The 16329-nt window shown below is 60.9% G+C and carries 14 protein-coding genes and 1 pseudogene; 7 read left to right on the forward strand and 8 right to left on the reverse strand.

Annotated features, from left to right (window positions below; all coding sequences use genetic code 11):
- The first annotated feature begins 324 nt into the window (after positions 1–324).
- The 5 genes and pseudogenes from ACAX43_RS08450 to ACAX43_RS08470 form a co-directional block, all read left to right on the forward strand.
- Positions 325–921, forward strand: coding sequence for an FCD domain-containing protein (locus ACAX43_RS08450; protein WP_370707954.1), 597 nt, complete (start codon positions 325–327; stop codon positions 919–921).
- The gene (phnA, locus tag ACAX43_RS08455; protein ID WP_370707955.1) at positions 918–2153 is read left to right on the forward strand and encodes a phosphonoacetate hydrolase; all 1236 of its coding nucleotides are present in this window, start codon (positions 918–920) and stop codon (positions 2151–2153) included. The genes ACAX43_RS08450 and phnA overlap by 4 nt, the downstream gene beginning before the upstream one ends.
- 34 nt (positions 2154–2187) lie before the next feature.
- Positions 2188–3645: a phosphonoacetaldehyde dehydrogenase gene (gene phnY / locus ACAX43_RS08460; RefSeq protein ID WP_370707956.1), complete on the forward strand. Its 1458-nt coding sequence runs from the start codon at positions 2188–2190 to the stop codon at positions 3643–3645.
- A gap of 34 nt (positions 3646–3679) precedes the next feature.
- Positions 3680–4039 (forward strand): hypothetical protein, encoded by a 360-nt coding sequence (locus ACAX43_RS08465; RefSeq protein ID WP_370707957.1) that lies wholly within the window; start codon positions 3680–3682, stop codon positions 4037–4039.
- Between the two features lie 459 nt (positions 4040–4498).
- Positions 4499–4955: pseudogene (locus ACAX43_RS08470) on the forward strand (methyl-accepting chemotaxis protein); the annotation flags it as partial.
- A 223-nt stretch (positions 4956–5178) separates the two neighbouring features.
- On the opposite strand, the gene guaA reads toward ACAX43_RS08470, so the two are convergent.
- The 3 genes from guaA to guaB all read right to left on the reverse strand — a co-directional run bounded on the left by guaA (position 5179) and on the right by guaB (position 9164).
- Complete coding sequence (guaA, locus tag ACAX43_RS08475) at positions 5179–6762, reverse strand: glutamine-hydrolyzing GMP synthase (RefSeq protein WP_370707958.1); 1584 nt, start codon at positions 6760–6762, stop codon at positions 5179–5181.
- A 207-nt stretch (positions 6763–6969) separates the two neighbouring features.
- Entirely contained in the window at positions 6970–7698 is a 729-nt protein-coding gene (locus ACAX43_RS08480; RefSeq protein WP_370707959.1) for a hypothetical protein, read from the reverse strand.
- Positions 7699–7703: 5 nt separating this feature from the next.
- On the reverse strand, positions 7704–9164 hold the full coding sequence (gene guaB / locus ACAX43_RS08485) for an IMP dehydrogenase (RefSeq protein WP_370707960.1): 1461 nt from the start codon (positions 9162–9164) through the stop codon (positions 7704–7706).
- Positions 9165–9524: 360 nt separating this feature from the next.
- On the opposite strand from guaB, the gene ACAX43_RS08490 reads away from it, so the two are divergent.
- Positions 9525–10502: a DMT family transporter gene (locus tag ACAX43_RS08490; RefSeq protein WP_370707961.1), complete on the forward strand. Its 978-nt coding sequence runs from the start codon at positions 9525–9527 to the stop codon at positions 10500–10502.
- 86 nt (positions 10503–10588) lie between these two features.
- On the opposite strand, the gene ACAX43_RS08495 is transcribed toward ACAX43_RS08490, so the two are convergent.
- A complete protein-coding gene (locus ACAX43_RS08495; protein ID WP_370707962.1) occupies positions 10589–10921 on the reverse strand; it encodes an RnfH family protein in 333 nt (110 codons plus the stop codon).
- Positions 10918–11355 carry a type II toxin-antitoxin system RatA family toxin gene (locus tag ACAX43_RS08500; protein ID WP_063496516.1) on the reverse strand — a complete coding sequence of 146 codons (438 nt, stop codon included), beginning with the start codon at positions 11353–11355 and terminating at the stop codon, positions 10918–10920. The genes ACAX43_RS08495 and ACAX43_RS08500 overlap by 4 nt, the downstream gene beginning before the upstream one ends.
- 100 nt (positions 11356–11455) lie before the next feature.
- On the opposite strand from ACAX43_RS08500, the gene smpB reads away from it, so the two are divergent.
- Positions 11456–11902: an SsrA-binding protein SmpB gene (smpB, locus tag ACAX43_RS08505; protein ID WP_042323149.1), complete on the forward strand. Its 447-nt coding sequence runs from the start codon at positions 11456–11458 to the stop codon at positions 11900–11902.
- A 174-nt stretch (positions 11903–12076) separates the two neighbouring features.
- On the opposite strand, the gene ACAX43_RS08510 is transcribed toward smpB, so the two are convergent.
- From ACAX43_RS08510 to ppsA, 3 genes are all read right to left on the reverse strand, one after another.
- Positions 12077–13009 carry an SPFH domain-containing protein gene (locus ACAX43_RS08510; protein WP_370707963.1) on the reverse strand — a complete coding sequence of 311 codons (933 nt, stop codon included), beginning with the start codon at positions 13007–13009 and terminating at the stop codon, positions 12077–12079.
- Between the two features lie 67 nt (positions 13010–13076).
- Positions 13077–13532: an NfeD family protein gene (locus ACAX43_RS08515; protein ID WP_370707964.1), complete on the reverse strand. Its 456-nt coding sequence runs from the start codon at positions 13530–13532 to the stop codon at positions 13077–13079.
- A gap of 165 nt (positions 13533–13697) precedes the next feature.
- Positions 13698–16103, reverse strand: coding sequence for a phosphoenolpyruvate synthase (gene ppsA, locus ACAX43_RS08520; RefSeq protein ID WP_370707965.1), 2406 nt, complete (start codon positions 16101–16103; stop codon positions 13698–13700).
- Positions 16104–16329 lie beyond the last annotated feature (226 nt).

The raw sequence follows: 16329 nt of genomic DNA on the forward strand, positions 1-16329 counted from the left end.
AAATTACTGTTCCGCTGCCGTGCTCTGACTCTTTCAGAGTCTTAGCCGTACAACTGCTGCACTTTCTTATTGACACGGTGACTGCAGCTTCACGGTCCGTGGTCTTTTCTCGAAACGATCGCAATCCGGCAAGAACACCCATCTGGCTCCTTCGCACGGTGGCGAAGTTGGCGCCCTGTCGACCAACCGGCGGCAACTCCCTTGATCAAGCGGGCTTGTAGGTCACACGATCGTAAAGTGTTTTTTGCATCTTGCTTGTTGTTGACAATCTACGATTCACGAAGTTTAATGTCAAGCATGCAAAAACACTTTTCGATGAGTCCCGTGGAAACCCCTACTCGCATCCCAACCATCGGTATGCTGCAGAGCACTCTGGAAGAAAGCGGACTGGTGAGGTTGACCCGCAATCGCGGTGTCTTCGTGCGGAAAATTTCGGTCGTCGAGGCAGACGATATCTTCGCTGTGCGCGCCTCGCTCGAAGAACTGATCGGCCGCACCCTTGCCCGCTGCATCACGCTGGCACAGCTAAAAAGCCTGAACGACCTGTCGGACCGGATGGGTGAAGCGGTCGCCGCCGGGCAAATGGCCCGCTATACCGCACTCAATTTTGAATTTCACGATCAGCTCGCCCTATTCACAGGCAACGGCAAGCTGCTCGATATTTACCGACGTCTGGTTAAGGAACTCACATTGTTTCGCCACCAGACGCTCGCGCATCAGGAAACGCTTCCAGTCTCACTTGCCGAGCATCAATCCATCATCGACAGGATCGCCGCTGGCGACGGCGATGCAGCCGGTCGTGCACTCGTCGCCCATGTCACCGCCAGTTGCAAACGGATGCATACCACTCACCCCGAAAACCCCGCACATGACAATGCCAGTCTCAACCCTCACCTGATCACTCAAAGGGAAACCTCATGAACACGAACACTCCAACTATCAATGTAAATGGGCGCAGCTACCGCTGGATGGACCAGCCGCTTGTCGTGGTCTGCGTCGACGGTTGCGAATACGACTATTTGACGGAGGCGGCTCGAGCCGGGGTCGCGCCGTTTCTGGCCCAGATTCTGGACAATGGCGCCGCGCTTAAAGGCGACTGCGTCGTACCGAGCTTTACCAACCCGAACAACCTGTCGATCGTGACAGGCGTACCCCCTTCCGTGCACGGCATTAGCGGAAATTATTTCTTCGACCGCGAAAGCGGCGCCGAAGTATTGATGAATGACCCGAAATACCTGCGTGCACCGACCGTGCTGGCCGCGTTCGCCGACGCGGGCGCAAAAGTCGCGGTCGTTACCGCGAAAGACAAGCTGCGCCGCCTGCTTGGCAACAAACTCAACGGTATCTGCTTCTCGTCCGAGAAAGCCGATGAGGTTACCCAGGCCGAAAACGGCATCACGGGTGTGGTGGAGCTTGTCGGCAAGCCGGTACCGGACGTGTACAGCGCCGACCTGTCCGAGTTCGTATTCGCGGCCGGCGTCCGCCTCCTCGAGACCCGTCCCATTGACCTGATGTACCTGTCGACCACCGACTACGTGCAGCACAAGTGCGCGCCGGGCAGCGCCGGGGCCAACGCGTTCTATCAGATGATGGACCCCTACTTGCAACGTATGGCCGAGTTGGGCGCCACCGTCGCGATTACGGCGGACCACGGCATGAACGACAAGCATGACGCGGCCGGCAAGCCGAATGTGATCTATCTGCAAGACGAACTGGATGCATGGCTCGGCGCCGGTGTGGCACGCGTGATCCTGCCGATTACCGATCCGTATGTCGTACACCACGGAGCCTTGGGCTCGTTTGCCACGATCTACCTGCCACCTTCAGTCGATCAGGCTCAAGTACTGGCAAAACTGCGCGAGCGCAGCGGCATCGAGCTGGCGCTAACTGGCGCGGAGGGCTGCGAGCGCTTCGAGCTGCCGCGTGATCGACTCGGCGACATCATCGTGGTCTCCAGGCGCCATGTCGTACTCGGCACCAGCGAATCACGTCATGACCTGTCAGGTCTCAATGCCCCGCTGCGCTCGCACGGCGGCCTCTCCGAACAGACTGTGCCGCTCCTTTTCAACCGTCCGGTGACGCGAGCCGTGTCTCAGCGAAAGCGTCTGCGCAACTTCGACATCCTCGACCTCGCGCTCAACCACCTTCAATAACCATCAATAACCTTCTTTCTCATCAGGAGACAGCATGAATGCCATCGTGGAATCGCGGCCATCTTTGCCGGTCCGTCATGAAGCCCTTCGAATCTGCGGAGAACAGATCCGACGCGAACAGGTCATCGAGGTTCTGAATCCGTATAACGGCGAACTGGTCGGCACCGTGCCTAAGGCGACGCTCGCCGACGTCAAGCGCGCCTTCGCATACGCCCACGCCTACCGCGCCAGGCTCACCCGCTACGAACGCTCGCAGATCCTGCGACGCGCGGCGGACATTGCGCGGGAGCGCACCGAAGAGATTTCCGCCCTGATCACCGCCGAAGCCGGTCTGTGCCGGAAGGACTCCCTGTACGAAGCGGGCCGCGTCAGCGACGTGCTGATCTTCGGCGCAAACGAGGCGCTCAAGGACGACGGCCAGGTGTTTTCCTGCGATCTGACGCCCCACGGCAAGAAGCGGCGTGTCTATACGCAGCGTGATCCTCTACTGGGTGTGATTTCCGCCATCACGCCGTTTAACCACCCGATGAATCAGGTCGCGCACAAGATCGTGCCATCTATCGCGACGAACAATAGGATCGTGGTCAAGCCGTCGGAAAAGGTGCCGCTGTCCACCTATCTGCTCGCCGACATCCTGTACGCCGCCGGCCTGCCTCAGGAAATGCTCCAGGTCCTCACCGGCGACCCCAAAGAGATCGCCGACGAACTGATCACCAATGAGCACGTCGATCTGATCACATTCACCGGAGGCGTACCAATCGGCAAATACATCGCCGAGAAAATGGGCTACCGGCGCGCAGTGCTCGAACTTGGCGGCAACGATCCGATCATCGTGATGGAAGACGCCGATCTCGACGAGGCCAGCACGCTCGCCGTGTCGGGCTCGTACAAAAATTCTGGTCAACGCTGCACGGCCGTCAAGCGGATGCTGGTGCATGAAGCTGTAGCCGACCGCTTTGTCGAGTTGCTGGTGGAAAAGACCCGCGCGGTGCGCTACGGCGATCCGGCAGATCCGGCCACCGATATGGGTACCGTCATCGACGAAGCCGCAGCAAAGTTCTTCGAAGCGCAGGTCAACGATGCGGTGAGCCGCGGCGCGAAACTGCTGTACGGCAACATTCGAAAAGGCGCGCTTTACTCGCCGACCGTCGTGGACCACGTGACGCCCGACATGCCGCTCGTCAAATACGAAACTTTCGGACCGGTGTCGCCGGTGATCCGATTTCGCGACATCGACGATGCGATCCGGATCTCGAATTCGACCGACTACGGACTGTCGTCCTCGGTATGCACGAATCGTATGGACTACATCACGCGTTTCATCGCCGAACTCGAAGTCGGCAGCGTCAATGTGCGCGAGGTACCCGGTTACCGGCTTGAACTCACGCCGTTCGGCGGCATCAAGGACTCGGGACTGGGTTACAAGGAAGGTGTGCAGGAAGCGATGAAGAGTTTCACCCACGTGAAAACGTACTCGTTGCCCTGGAGTTGAGTATCGATCCTTCCCGGTGTTCCCGGCGAGCGTCGTGAACATCGTGAAGGTCGCCACCATCGTTACGCCTTCGTCGTCTGGCAGGCTTTATCGTGCGGTGCTGCCAGACGATTGCATCACTTGCATCAACGGACGCGACCCAGCCATGAACACGCATGAGAAATGTTTACGCTCCTTGATCGAGAAATGGTTCTCGCCCACGCCCGCGATAACCGTGCGCGTCATTCGTGCCGGTTGTACTCGCTCGAACTGCAGACGCTGTGTGCGCGTCGAGGCATTGGGCTCACGTGGGCTACTGGCAATTTTCTTCTTCCAGCACGACGATGGCTCGTGGCAGGTCTTTCCTCCCGAAGCGCAACGGCCAGCGATAGGTGCATATCAGTGTGCTGCGTAACTCGAGTGCAGTTTTCTCATGACGCAATACGTCAATGCGGCGTTTTGCTGAATTCAGCTTCTTAATCGGGAAATCCAGCAATGACTAATGACAGACGAAACGGAACTGAGAAGCGACACGTCAAGCCCCTGCGGGAGACGGACGATACGGAAGCCAGCCGGGCGACAGACGATCGTCGCGAAAGGGCGGCAAACAATAGCCGGACCAACTGGGCTTGGGCACACGGCAGAGCGGGCTACGACTGGATGGATTCGCACTACCTCTCCGCTGACTTCGACGCAGCACAGGTGCGAATTGTGGAAATAACCGAGTAAATTTGTTTTGACAGGATAACTTATTTATCTGAGAAGATCGCATTCCAAAAGGTCGGTGTAGCGGTATCTTTGGAAGCGACGATCTTGCAAGCTTGCCCCACCTGATAATCATTCGGCGCGAAACCGGCATCGACAAACTCAGTCCGTGATGCGCCAGATTTGCGACACCAGTGAATCGGTGCGTGTGGCCGCGAATGAAATCGCCGCCGGCAACGTCGATCTGTCGGGTCGCACGGAGTCTGCGGCGGCCAGCCTGCAACAGACCCCCGCGTCGATGGAAGAAATCACCTCGACGGTCACGCAATCGGCCAGCGGCCGCGAAACAGGCCGACTACGCCGCCGTGTCCGCGTCGCAAGTCGCTTCGCGCGGCGGCGTGGTGATCTCCGACGTGATTACGACGATGGGCGAGATCGAACAGGCGTCGGTGAAGATCTCCGACATCCTTGGCGTCATCGACGGCATCGCATTCCAGACCAACATCCTCGCGTTGAACGCGGCGGTGGAAGCCGCGCGTGCGGGTGAGCAAGGCCGTGGCTTCGCGATGGTGGCCGACGAGGTGCGCAGCCTCGCGCAACGCAGCGCGCAGGCCGCAAAGGAAATCTGGGACAGTTTCCCTCTTCACTGCCGCATATAGCCCCCGCTGATCGGAAACTTTTAGATTTTCGTGGCCGGCTTCAGCGCTCGCAACTGCATGTCTGCGAGCATAGGGACTCCTCGAACGTATACCGTCAACCGATACCGTCAGAGTTATTTGACGGTATCGGACCAGTCCGTCCGAAGAGGAAAAACCGGACCTCCCCGGAACGACTTGGGAGCAGTCTAAATCACTCCCACTCGATGGTCGCCGGCGGCTTGCCCGAGATGTCGTATACAACCCGGTTAATCCCGCGCACTTCGTTGATGATCCGGTTCGACACGTGCCCCAGCAACTCGTGCGGCAGATGCGCCCAATGCGCGGTCATGAAGTCCAGCGTCTGTACAGCGCGCAGCGCTACGACGTACTCGTAAGTCCGGCCGTCGCCCATCACACCGACGCTCTTCACCGGCAGGAACACCGCAAAAGCCTGGCTCGTCAGGTCGTACCACGACTTGCCGGTTTCCTTGTCGATAAAGGTACGCAGCGTCTCGATGAAAATCGCGTCCGCGCGACGCAGCAGGTCGGCGAAATCGCGGCGCACTTCGCCGAGAATCCGCACGCCCAGACCCGGACCTGGGAACGGATGGCGATACACCATCGCCGGCGGCAAACCGAGCTTCACGCCGAGTTCGCGCACTTCGTCCTTGAACAGTTCGCGCAGCGGTTCGAGCAGCTTCAGATTCAGCGTCTCAGGCAGGCCGCCCACGTTGTGGTGGCTCTTGATGGTTTGCGTCGCCTTCTTGCCCTTGCCGGCCGATTCGATCACGTCCGGATAGATCGTGCCTTGCGCGAGCCACTTCGCATCGGTCAGCTTGTTGGCTTCGGTCTGGAACACTTCGACGAATTCCGCGCCGATGATCTTGCGCTTCGCTTCCGGATCGGTCACGCCGGCCAGCTTCGACAGGAACACTTCGCTCGCGTCGACATGAATCACCTTCACGCCGAGGTGATCGGCGAACGTCGCCATCACCTGTTCGGCTTCATTCAAACGCAAGAGGCCGTGATCCACGAACACGCAGGTCAGCTGATCGCCGATCGCACGATGCAACAGCGCCGCCGCCACCGACGAATCCACACCGCCCGACAAGCCCAGGATCACGTGTTCATTGCCGACCTGCTCGCGAATCTTCGCGACCGCTTCGTCGATGTAGTGGCCCATTTCCCAGTCAGGCTGGGCTTTGCAAATCTGCAGCACGAAACGTTCGAGCATCGCGCGGCCTTGCACGGTGTGCGTGACTTCCGGGTGCCATTGCAGGCCGTAGAAATGGCGCTTTTCGTCGGCCATGGCCGCAATCGGACACGATTCCGTCGATGCCATCAGCTGGAAGCCCGGCGGCATTTCCAGCACCTTGTCGCCGTGGCTCATCCACACCTTCAGCATGCCGTGACCTTCCGGTGTGGTGAAGTCGCTGATGCCCTCGAGCAGGCTCGTATGGTTGCGCGCGCGCACTTCGGCATAGCCGAACTCACGCAGATGCCCGATATCGACCTTGCCGCCGAGCTGTTCGGCCATGGCCTGCATGCCGTAGCAGATGCCCAGCACGGGCACGCCGAGCTCGAACACCGCTTGCGGCACGCGCGGCGTATCCGTTTCGGTGACCGAACTCGGGCCGCCGGAGAGGATCACGCCCTTCGGCGCGAAATCGCGAATGAACGACGCATCGACGTCGTACGGATGAATTTCCGAATACACGTTGGCTTCGCGAACGCGACGTGCAATCAGTTGAGTGACTTGCGAACCGAAGTCTAGGATCAGAATCTTGTCATGCATGGCAGCGGACGGAGTCAAAAGTGAACGGATACGGGATGCCGCGCACGAAGCGCGGCGTTGAATTCAAAGCGGTCCACGTGGGGACAATCGAGCATGAAGCGTAACGGTGAAGCGCGCTGGACCAGCGGGCGCCGCAGGCACTCACCGGCGGCGCGCACGAACGAACGAAATCCGGTTGCTTCGGCAGGTGTTCTGGCGCTCGGCGCGTTAGCCATGAAACGGCGGCCGGGGTGCGCCAGGCGCATCGGCGGCTGAGTTGCGGGCCTCATCGCGCGCGGCCGTGGCCTCGGCCCGTGCAGCGCGCTCAGACGCTGTCAGTCCCGGTTCGTCGACCGCGGGATGAAGCGGCGCCGCCGAAACCGGACCGACGGGCCGTGTGACCGGCATGACAGGCTCGACTACCGGCTCGGCGTGATAGACCGGAAACCCCGCCGTCACGCGACCGGAGTCGCGTTGATTGGCAGCATTTTTGGCGGCGTCTTTCTCAGCCTGCCTTTCAGCGCGCTCGGCGGCAACGGCTTCAACCAGCCGCACCTTTTCACGCCGCCGCACAGCGCCCGACAGGCGCACACCGCCCAAGCCGATCACCAGCAGCACCACACCGGTCAGCACCGCGACGATCTGCCCGAAGCCGGTCAGCGCCGGCGTGTGCAGCCCAAGCAGCCAGACCAGCATCAGCACGCCGGTCAGCCAGTTCACATGGCCGACGACCTTGGCGACCGCGGACGTCAGCGAACCATCGATCGACGCATGCAAAGCCAGCCACGCGAGCCCGATCAGCGCCACACCAAACCCCTGACCGACCAGGACCGGCTGGGTTTGCACCAGGAGCAGCGCGTTGTACAACGAAGTCCAGGGCGTCAGCAGAAACAGCAGGCCGAACGCAAGCAACAACAAGGCATCGAGAATGAGTACAGCGCGCAGCAATGGCTTCATGGCGTTTAGTCCACGTGGTAGTTGGGCGCTTCCTTGGTGATCTGCACGTCATGCACGTGCGATTCGCGCAAGCCCGCGCCCGTGATCTGCACGAACTCGGCCTTGTCGTTCATCTCCGCGATCGTGCGGCAGCCGCAATAGCCCATGCTGGCGCGCACGCCGCCAATCAGCTGGAACAGAATCGCATTGACCGAGCCCTTGTAGGCGACGCGGCCTTCGATACCTTCCGGCACGAGCTTGTCGATGTTCGCGGAGTTGTCCTGGAAGTAGCGGTCCGCGGCGCCGTCTTTCATCGCGCCGACCGAGCCCATGCCACGGTACGACTTGTACTGGCGGCCCTGGAACAGGAACACGTCGCCCGGCGCTTCTTCGGTGCCGGCGAGCATGCTGCCCATCATCACGGAATTCGCGCCGGCGGCCAGCGCCTTGCTGACGTCGCCCGAGAAACGCACGCCGCCGTCGGCAATAACCGGCACGCCGGTGCCCTTCAGCGCTTCCGACACGTTCGAGATCGCGGTGACCTGCGGCACGCCCACGCCTGCCACGATCCGCGTCGTGCAGATCGAGCCCGGACCGATACCGACCTTCACGCCGTCCGCGCCGTATTCGACGAGCGCCTTGGCCGCCGCAGCGGTGGCAATGTTGCCGCCGATCACTTCGACGTGCGGGAACTTCTGCTTGACCCACTTGACGCGCTCGAGCACGCCCTTGCTGTGACCGTGCGCGGTATCGACGACGATCACGTCCACACCCGCCTGCACCAGCAACTCAACGCGCTCTTCGTTGTCTTCGCCCACACCGACCGCCGCGCCTGCGCGCAGCTTGCCGTGTTCGTCTTTACACGCGTCCGGGTGTTCGGTTTGCTTGGTGATGTCTTTTACCGTCATCAGGCCGCGCAGTTCGAATGCGTCGTTGATGACCAGCACGCGTTCGAGGCGGTGGCTATGCATCAGCGCCTTGGCTTCGGCGAGCGGCGTGCCTTCCTTGACGGTGACGAGGCGCTCGCGCGGCGTCATGATGTTGCGCACCGGCTCATCCAGACGCTCTTCGAAGCGCAAGTCGCGGTTCGTGACGATACCGATCAGCTGTGCGCCTTCGACGACCGGGAAGCCCGAAATGCCATGCTGGCGCGACAGCGCGATGACGTCGCGCACCTTCATTTGCGGCGGCACCGTGATCGGATCGCGCACGACGCCCGATTCGAAGCGCTTGACCTTGGCAACTTCACGCGCCTGCTCGGCCGGCGTGAGATTCTTGTGGATGATGCCCACGCCACCCATTTGCGCCATCGCAATGGCGAGTCGGGCTTCGGTGACGGTATCCATGGCGGCGGATACGAGCGGCATATTCAGGGAGATGTTGCGGGTCAGCCGGGTCTTGAGGCTGGTGTCGCGCGGCAGAACATCGGAAAAAGCCGGGACAAGGAGCACGTCATCGAACGTGAGTGCTGTTTGGATCAGACGCATGGCAAATCCTATAGGCGCAAAAGCGAATTATACGCGATACCTCCCCGCTTTTCACTGCACTAACAGCAGCTTAGCGAATTTCCGGCGATTTTTTTCGTGCCTTCGAGCTCTTCGATTTCGCTTGTGCGTTCGCCTCGGGTTCGATCGGGTTTCGTTTGCGCGTTCGGGCCTATTTCGACGCCGCGCGACTCGAGCGGCGCCAATTCGGGTTGGCTCACGCCCCTGCTGATCCACCGCGCGCTAGTCAAACCGCATCTGAAAACGCGGGTTAAAGCCCGCGGAATGCAGAATCAAACAAGACACCCTGCCCGTCAACCGGCTATTCTCCGCACCATTCACGTTTTCTTGCAGGGGCAGTCGATGCGGCGCGGTGTGGCATATGGAGTAATGGCCGGGGCCTTATGGGGCATGGTGTTTCTGGTGCCGCGCGTGCTGCCGGACTTTTCGCCTCTGCTCCTGAGCGCCGGCCGGTACACGATGTACGGTGTCGTCTCGCTCGTCGCCGCGCTGCCGATGGTGCGCTCACTGATCAAACGTCTGACCCGCGAGGATCTCGGCGCGCTCGTCAAACTGGCGCTGGCCGGCAACCTGCTCTATTACCTGCTGCTGACCGCAGCCGTCCACATGATCGGCATCGCGCCGGCCTCGCTGATCGTCGGCGTGCTGCCGGTCACGGTGACGCTGCTCGGCCGGCGCGATCACGGCGCCGTGCCGCTGGCCCGCCTCGCATGGCCGCTGGCGATGGTCGTGGCAGGCATCGCCTGCATCAACGTCGACGTGTTCACCGTCGTGGATAGCACGCCCGTCAGCATCGCGACGAAGCTCGTGGGGCTTGCGTGCGCCGTCGGCGCGCTCGCCTGCTGGACCTGGTTCGCGGTCGAAAACGCCCGTTACTTGCAGCGTCAGACGCATTTCAGCGGCAACGAGTGGTCGGTGCTGTGGGGCGTGGTGACGGGCGCGCTCGGCGCGGCGTTGTGGCTGGTGGTCGCTGCGATGCCCTCTGGCAGCCTGCAGGGGCCACTCGGCGACGCGCGCTGGCACACCTTCTGGATGCTGAATCTGGGCCTCGCAGTCGGCGCGTCGTGGCTTGGCAACGGGTTGTGGAATGCCGCGTCGAAACGGCTGCCGCTCACCCTGTCCGGCCAGATGATCGTGTTCGAGACGCTATTCGCGCTGCTCTACGCGTTCATCTATGACCAGCGCCTGCCGCGTCCGCTGGAAACGGCTGCGATCCTGCTGCTGGTGGCGGGGGTGTGCTGGTCGGTGCGCCAGCATGCGGACGACGATTCGTTCGGTGCGACATCGATTGAGGAAAAGGCGCAGCCTTCGGCGCATTGAGACGAGGCATGGCCTACGCTGCGCAATGAGGGCAGCCGCCGGGTGGTAAGCCCGCGCACACCATCCGCCACGGCCGCCGGACACGCCTAGCGCGAATCCTTATTCTGCCAGCGGCGCCCTTCGATCGAGCCCGCCTTGCGGGTCTTCTCGACGCGCCGTTGACGCGACAGCTTCGGATCCACCAGAAGCGGCCGGTAAATCTCGACGCGGTCATGGTCCGCGAGCACCGTATCCAGCGGCTTGAGCTTGCCGAACACACCGACCTTCCGCGTGCCCAGATCGATCTGAGGATAGCGCTGCAAGATGCCGCTTGCCTCGAGCGCCTGCTGCAGCGTGGCGCCTTCGGGCAATTCCACGGCGATCAGCGTGTGCTCATCGGAGAGCGCGTAGCAGACTTCAATCGACAAGCGCGCGCTCATGCCTTACCGTAGCGCTGATCGGCGCGCTTCACGAACGATTCGACGAAGGTGTTGGCGATGTGGCTGAACACCGGCCCAATGATCTTCTCGAGAATGATGTTGGTGAATTCGTAATGCAGCGCGAATTCGATCTTGCAGGCATCCGCGCGCAATGGCGTGAAACGCCAGAAGCCGGTGAACTTGCGAAACGGGCCGTCCGCGAATTCCATGTCGATGCGCGTGGGCCGCTCCATGCTGTTATGGGTGGCGAAATGCTGTTTGATGCCCTTGAAGTTGATATCGATCTTCGCCTCCATGCCGGTTTCGTCCTGGCGGCGGATTTCGACTCCCCCGCACCAAGGCAGGAAGTTGGGGTAATCGGCGACGTCGGTGACGAGGTCGAACATCTGTTCCGCCGAATGGCGGATCAACACGGTTTTCTGGACATCTGCCATAAATTGAACAGCGCGTGGCAAGGGTGGGCAAGCGCCGCGGGCTTTCCTTGCCCCGCTTTGCTAAAATCGTGATTTTAAACGAGTTGGGCACTTTCCATTCATGAGCATCATCGACAACAGAAAAGCCTTCTACGACTACTCGGTCGAAGAACGCTATGAAGCAGGGCTTGTGCTCGAAGGATGGGAGGTCAAGGCGCTGCGCGCCGGGCGCGGCCAGATCAAGGAAGGTTACGTCGTCATCAAGAATAACGAACTGTTCCTGATCGGCACGCATATCAGCCCGTTGCCCGAAGCCTCGACCCACATCAATCCGGACCCGGTGCGCACGCGCAAGCTGCTGCTGCACAGCGAGGAAATCAGCAAACTGATCGGCAAAGTCGAGCAGCGTGGCTACACGCTCGTGCCGCTGAACTTCCATTACAAGGGCGGCCGCGTCAAATGCGAGATCGGTCTGGCCAAGGGTAAGAAGCAGCACGACAAACGCGAGACCGAGAAAAAGCGCGACTGGGAACGCGAGAAGGCGCGCCTGATGCGCTCGCCGTCGTGATCTGATCGGCGTTAAACCACGCGCGGATTTGCCGCGCCCGGGTTTACCGGCAGAGTCACCGAATAAAAATGGCCCGCACAAGTCGCGGGCCATTTTTTTTGGCAGTTCCAGGTAACGGAGGCCCGGACGGCCGGAGGGTCGGATCAGACCGTGTCAGCCAGCCCTGCCGCCGACTCAGCGCACCTCAGCTGAGCCCTTCCCCTTGTTCACAATGGTCAGCGCCGACGCGATCATCGAACTCATATCCGCCAGGTTGCCCGGCACGATCAGCGTGGTGCCCTGCTTGGCCAGATTGCCGAATGCGTTCACGTACTGCTCGGCCACTTTCAGGTTCACCGCTTCCATCCCGCCATTCGACTGGATGGCCGCAGCGATCTTCTGAATGGCCTGCGAGTTGGCCTCAGCCACCGCCAGAATCGCAGCAGCCTGACCCTGCGCCTGATTGATCGCCGCTTGCCGCTCGCCTTCGGACTTCTGGATCGCTGCTTCGCGGCCACCGGACGCGATATTGATCTGCTCCTGCTTGCGCCCTTCAGATGCGGCAATCAGCGCGCGCTTCTCGCGCTCGGCGGTGATTTGCGCCTGCATCGCGTGAAGAATTTCCTTGGGCGGCGTCAGATCCTTGATCTCGTAGCGCAGCACCTTCACGCCCCAGTTCTGCGCCGCCTCATCGAGCGACGACACGATGCTGTGGTTGATGAAGTCGCGCTCTTCAAAAGTCTTGTCGAGCTCGAGCTTGCCGATGACCGAGCGCAGCGTGGTCTGCGACAACTGCGTGATGGCGAATACGAAATTGCTCGACCCGTACGACGCTTTCATCGGATCGGTGACCTGAAAATACAACACACCATCCACCTGCAACTGCGTATTGTCGCGCGTGATACACACCTGGCTCGGCACTTCGAGCGGGATTTCCTTGAGGATGTGCTTATACGCAATCCGGTCGACGAACGGAAACGCAAAGCTCAAGCCCGGCGTCAGCGTGCGGTGATAGCGGCCGAGCCGCTCCAGCACCCACGCATGCTGCTGCGGCACGATCTTCAGCGTCTGCGCCGCCAGCACGATCACGATAATCAGGAGCACCGCTCCGACGATGGTTGAATCCATTACTGCCCTCCGGTCCGTGGTTCGAATAGGTAGGTGTGCGTGGTTCCATGCACGCGTTGGCGCGCGCTCAGGCCACGGTTGTCTTGGCTTTGGACTGCCGGCTGGCCACGACAACGAGGCAACTGCCGCGCATCTCGGCGATTTCATAGAGCTGCGCATCTTCGGGCTCGCCAGCCGCCAATTCGACGTCCCATGCTGCCCCGCGATAGTTGGCGCGCGCCCGGCGCTCGTGCCACGCCGACACGGTCAGCGTCTGACCGATGTCCAGATTGACGTCCGGGTTCTTCGACGCCTCCTTGCGCGTTCTACGGCCAAAGCGCGAGCGCCTGAGCAACAGGACGGCCGCAAGCGCCACGACGGCTGCAATCGCGAACTGCAGGTCGGCGGCCACGCCCGCCAGCTGCGCAATGGCAGCCGCAACGCAGCCCAACGCGATCATCAGCAAATAGAAAGTGCCGCTGATCAACTCCAGCACGACAAGCACACCTGCCCCGATCCACCAGAACAATCCACCTGGCGCCACGTCGACCTCCACAAAGCAAAACACCCCGGATCTACCGGGGTGTTTATAGCACGAAGCGGGTGGATTTATCGGGAGGCGCAGTACGCTTTTACGTGCTTTTGACGTACCGCACACCCTTTATGCAAACCGCTTATCGGGCATCTGCCCGGCGCTTATTTTCTTCGCTTACTTCGTCAGCGATTTCGCCAGCTGCTGCCACGTCTCGATGATCGAGTCCGGGTTCAGCGAGATCGACGCGATACCCTCATCGGTCAGCCATTGCGCGAAGTCCGGATGATCCGACGGGCCCTGGCCACAGATGCCGACGTACTTGTTCAGCCGCAGACACGTATCGATCGCGCGCTTCAACAAGAACTTGACGGCCGGGTCGCGTTCGTCGAAATCGACCGCCAGCAGTTCCATGCCGGAGTCGCGGTCAAGACCGAGCGTGAGCTGCGTCAGGTCGTTCGAACCGATCGAGAAACCGTCGAAGAATTGCAGGAATTCTTCGGCGAGAATCGCGTTAGACGGCACTTCGCACATCATGATCAGACGCAGACCCTTCTCGCCGCGCTTCAGGCCGAACTTCTCCAGCAGCCCGACCACGCGCTCCGCCTGCTTCAGCGTACGTACGAACGGCACCATGATCTCGACGTTGTCGAGGCCCATCTCTTCGCGCACCTTCTTCAGCGCGATGCATTCCATTTGAAACGCTTCGGCGAAGTCGTCAGCGATGTAACGCGATGCGCCACGGAAGCCCAGCATCGGGTTTTCTTCGTCCGGCTCGTAACGCGAACCGCCGATCAGCTTCTTGTACTCGTTCGACTTGAAGTCCGACAGACGCACGATTACGGGCTTCGGATAGAACGCCGCCGCGATTGTAGCGATGCCTTCGGTCAGTTTGTCGACATAGAACGCGCGCGGCGATGCATGGCCGCGCGCCACGCTTTCCACGGCCTTCTTGAGGTCCTGATCGATGTTCGGGTACTCGAGAATCGCCTTCGGGTGAACGCCGATGTTGTTGTTGATGATGAACTCCAACCGCGCCAGACCCACGCCTGCGTTCGGCAGCTGCGAGAAGTCGAAGGCCAGTTGCGGGTTGCCGACATTCATCATGATCTTCACCGGAATCGGCGGCAGTTCGCCGCGCTGCACTTCGGTGATTTCGGTTTCGAGCAGACCGTCGTAGATCTTGCCTTCGTCGCCTTCCGCGCACGACACGGTCACCAGCGCGCCTTCCTTCAGCACGTCGGTGGCGTCGCCGCAGCCGACCACGGCCGGCACGCCCAGCTCACGCGCGATGATCGCCGCGTGACAGGTACGGCCGCCACGGTTCGTGACGATTGCCGACGCGCGCTTCATCACCGGCTCCCAGTTCGGGTCGGTCATGTCGGCGACCAGCACGTCGCCCGGCTGCACGCGGTCCATTTCCGACGGATCGTGAATCACGCGTACCGGACCCGCGCCGATCTTCTGACCGATTGCACGGCCGGTGGCCAGCACGTTCGATTGGCCCTTCAGCTTGAAGCGCTGCTCGGCCTTGCCCGCAGCCTGGCTCTTCACCGTTTCCGGACGCGCCTGCAGGATGAAGATCTTGCCGTCGCGGCCGTCCTTGCCCCACTCGATGTCCATCGGACGCTCGTAGTGCTTTTCGATGATGACGGCGTATTTCGCGAGTTCGATCACGTCTTCGTCGGTGATCGAGAAGCGGTTGCGCTGCTCGTGCGCGACGTCGACGGTCTTCACCCGGCCTTCTTCGCCCGCCTTGGTGAATTCCATCTTGATCAGCTTCGAGCCGATCGAGCGGCGGATGATCGGATACTTGCCTTGTGCGAGCGTGGTCTTGAAGACGTAGAACTCGTCGGGATTGACCGCGCCCTGCACGACCGTTTCGCCCAGGCCATAGCTCGACGTGATGAAAACGGCGTCCTTGAAACCCGATTCGGTGTCCAGCGTGAACATCACGCCTGCCGCGCCGACGTCCGAGCGCACCATGCGCTGCACGCCCGCCGACAACGCGACTTCAGCGTGGGTGAAGCCCTTGTGGACCCGATAGGAAATAGCGCGATCGTTATACAGCGACGCGAACACGTGCTTCATGCGATCGAGCACGTCGTCGATGCCGACCACGTTGAGATAGCTTTCCTGCTGACCCGCGAACGATGCGTCCGGCAAGTCTTCCGCCGTCGCCGACGAACGCACGGCAAACGACAGCTCTTCGGGCGAGCTGTTCTGCAGGGTGTCGAAACCCGCACGGATATCCGCTTCGAGGCGCGGCTGCATAGGCGCATCGATGATCCATTGACGGATCTCTTTGCCTGCTTCGGCGAGCGCCTTTACGTCGTCGACATCGAGCGTTTCGAGACGTTTGGCGATGCGTTCGGTGAGGGTGTTGTGATGCAGAAAGTCACGGAAAGCCAGCGCCGTAGTGGCGAAGCCAGTCGGCACGCGCACGCCGGCTTCAGCGAGCTGACTGATCATCTCACCGAGCGACGCGTTCTTGCCGCCGACAATCTCCACATCGGTCATCCGCAACTGCTCGAACGGAACTACATACGCCTCTTCCTTTGCGACGGTAACTGCGTTAGTCATACAAGCCCCTAAGTGTGAAAGAAATTCACGGCTGTGCAAGTGGGCTTGAACGCGAGACGCTCATTGGAAGCGTGATCCCGCGTCTTGCACAACCTGTTGGAGAAGCAATCGCTGCAAAATGGCCAGAAGCGCCAGATCACCCGATGCACGACGTAGAAAGCGGTTGGACGAAATTACCGATCGATCCAATCCATTCGCCGCAAGTTACCGGCTGAAAGCGCGGCGT

Origin of the sequence: Paraburkholderia sp. IW21 (assembly GCF_041321145.1) — a bacterium.
Classification (GTDB): domain Bacteria; phylum Pseudomonadota; class Gammaproteobacteria; order Burkholderiales; family Burkholderiaceae; genus Paraburkholderia.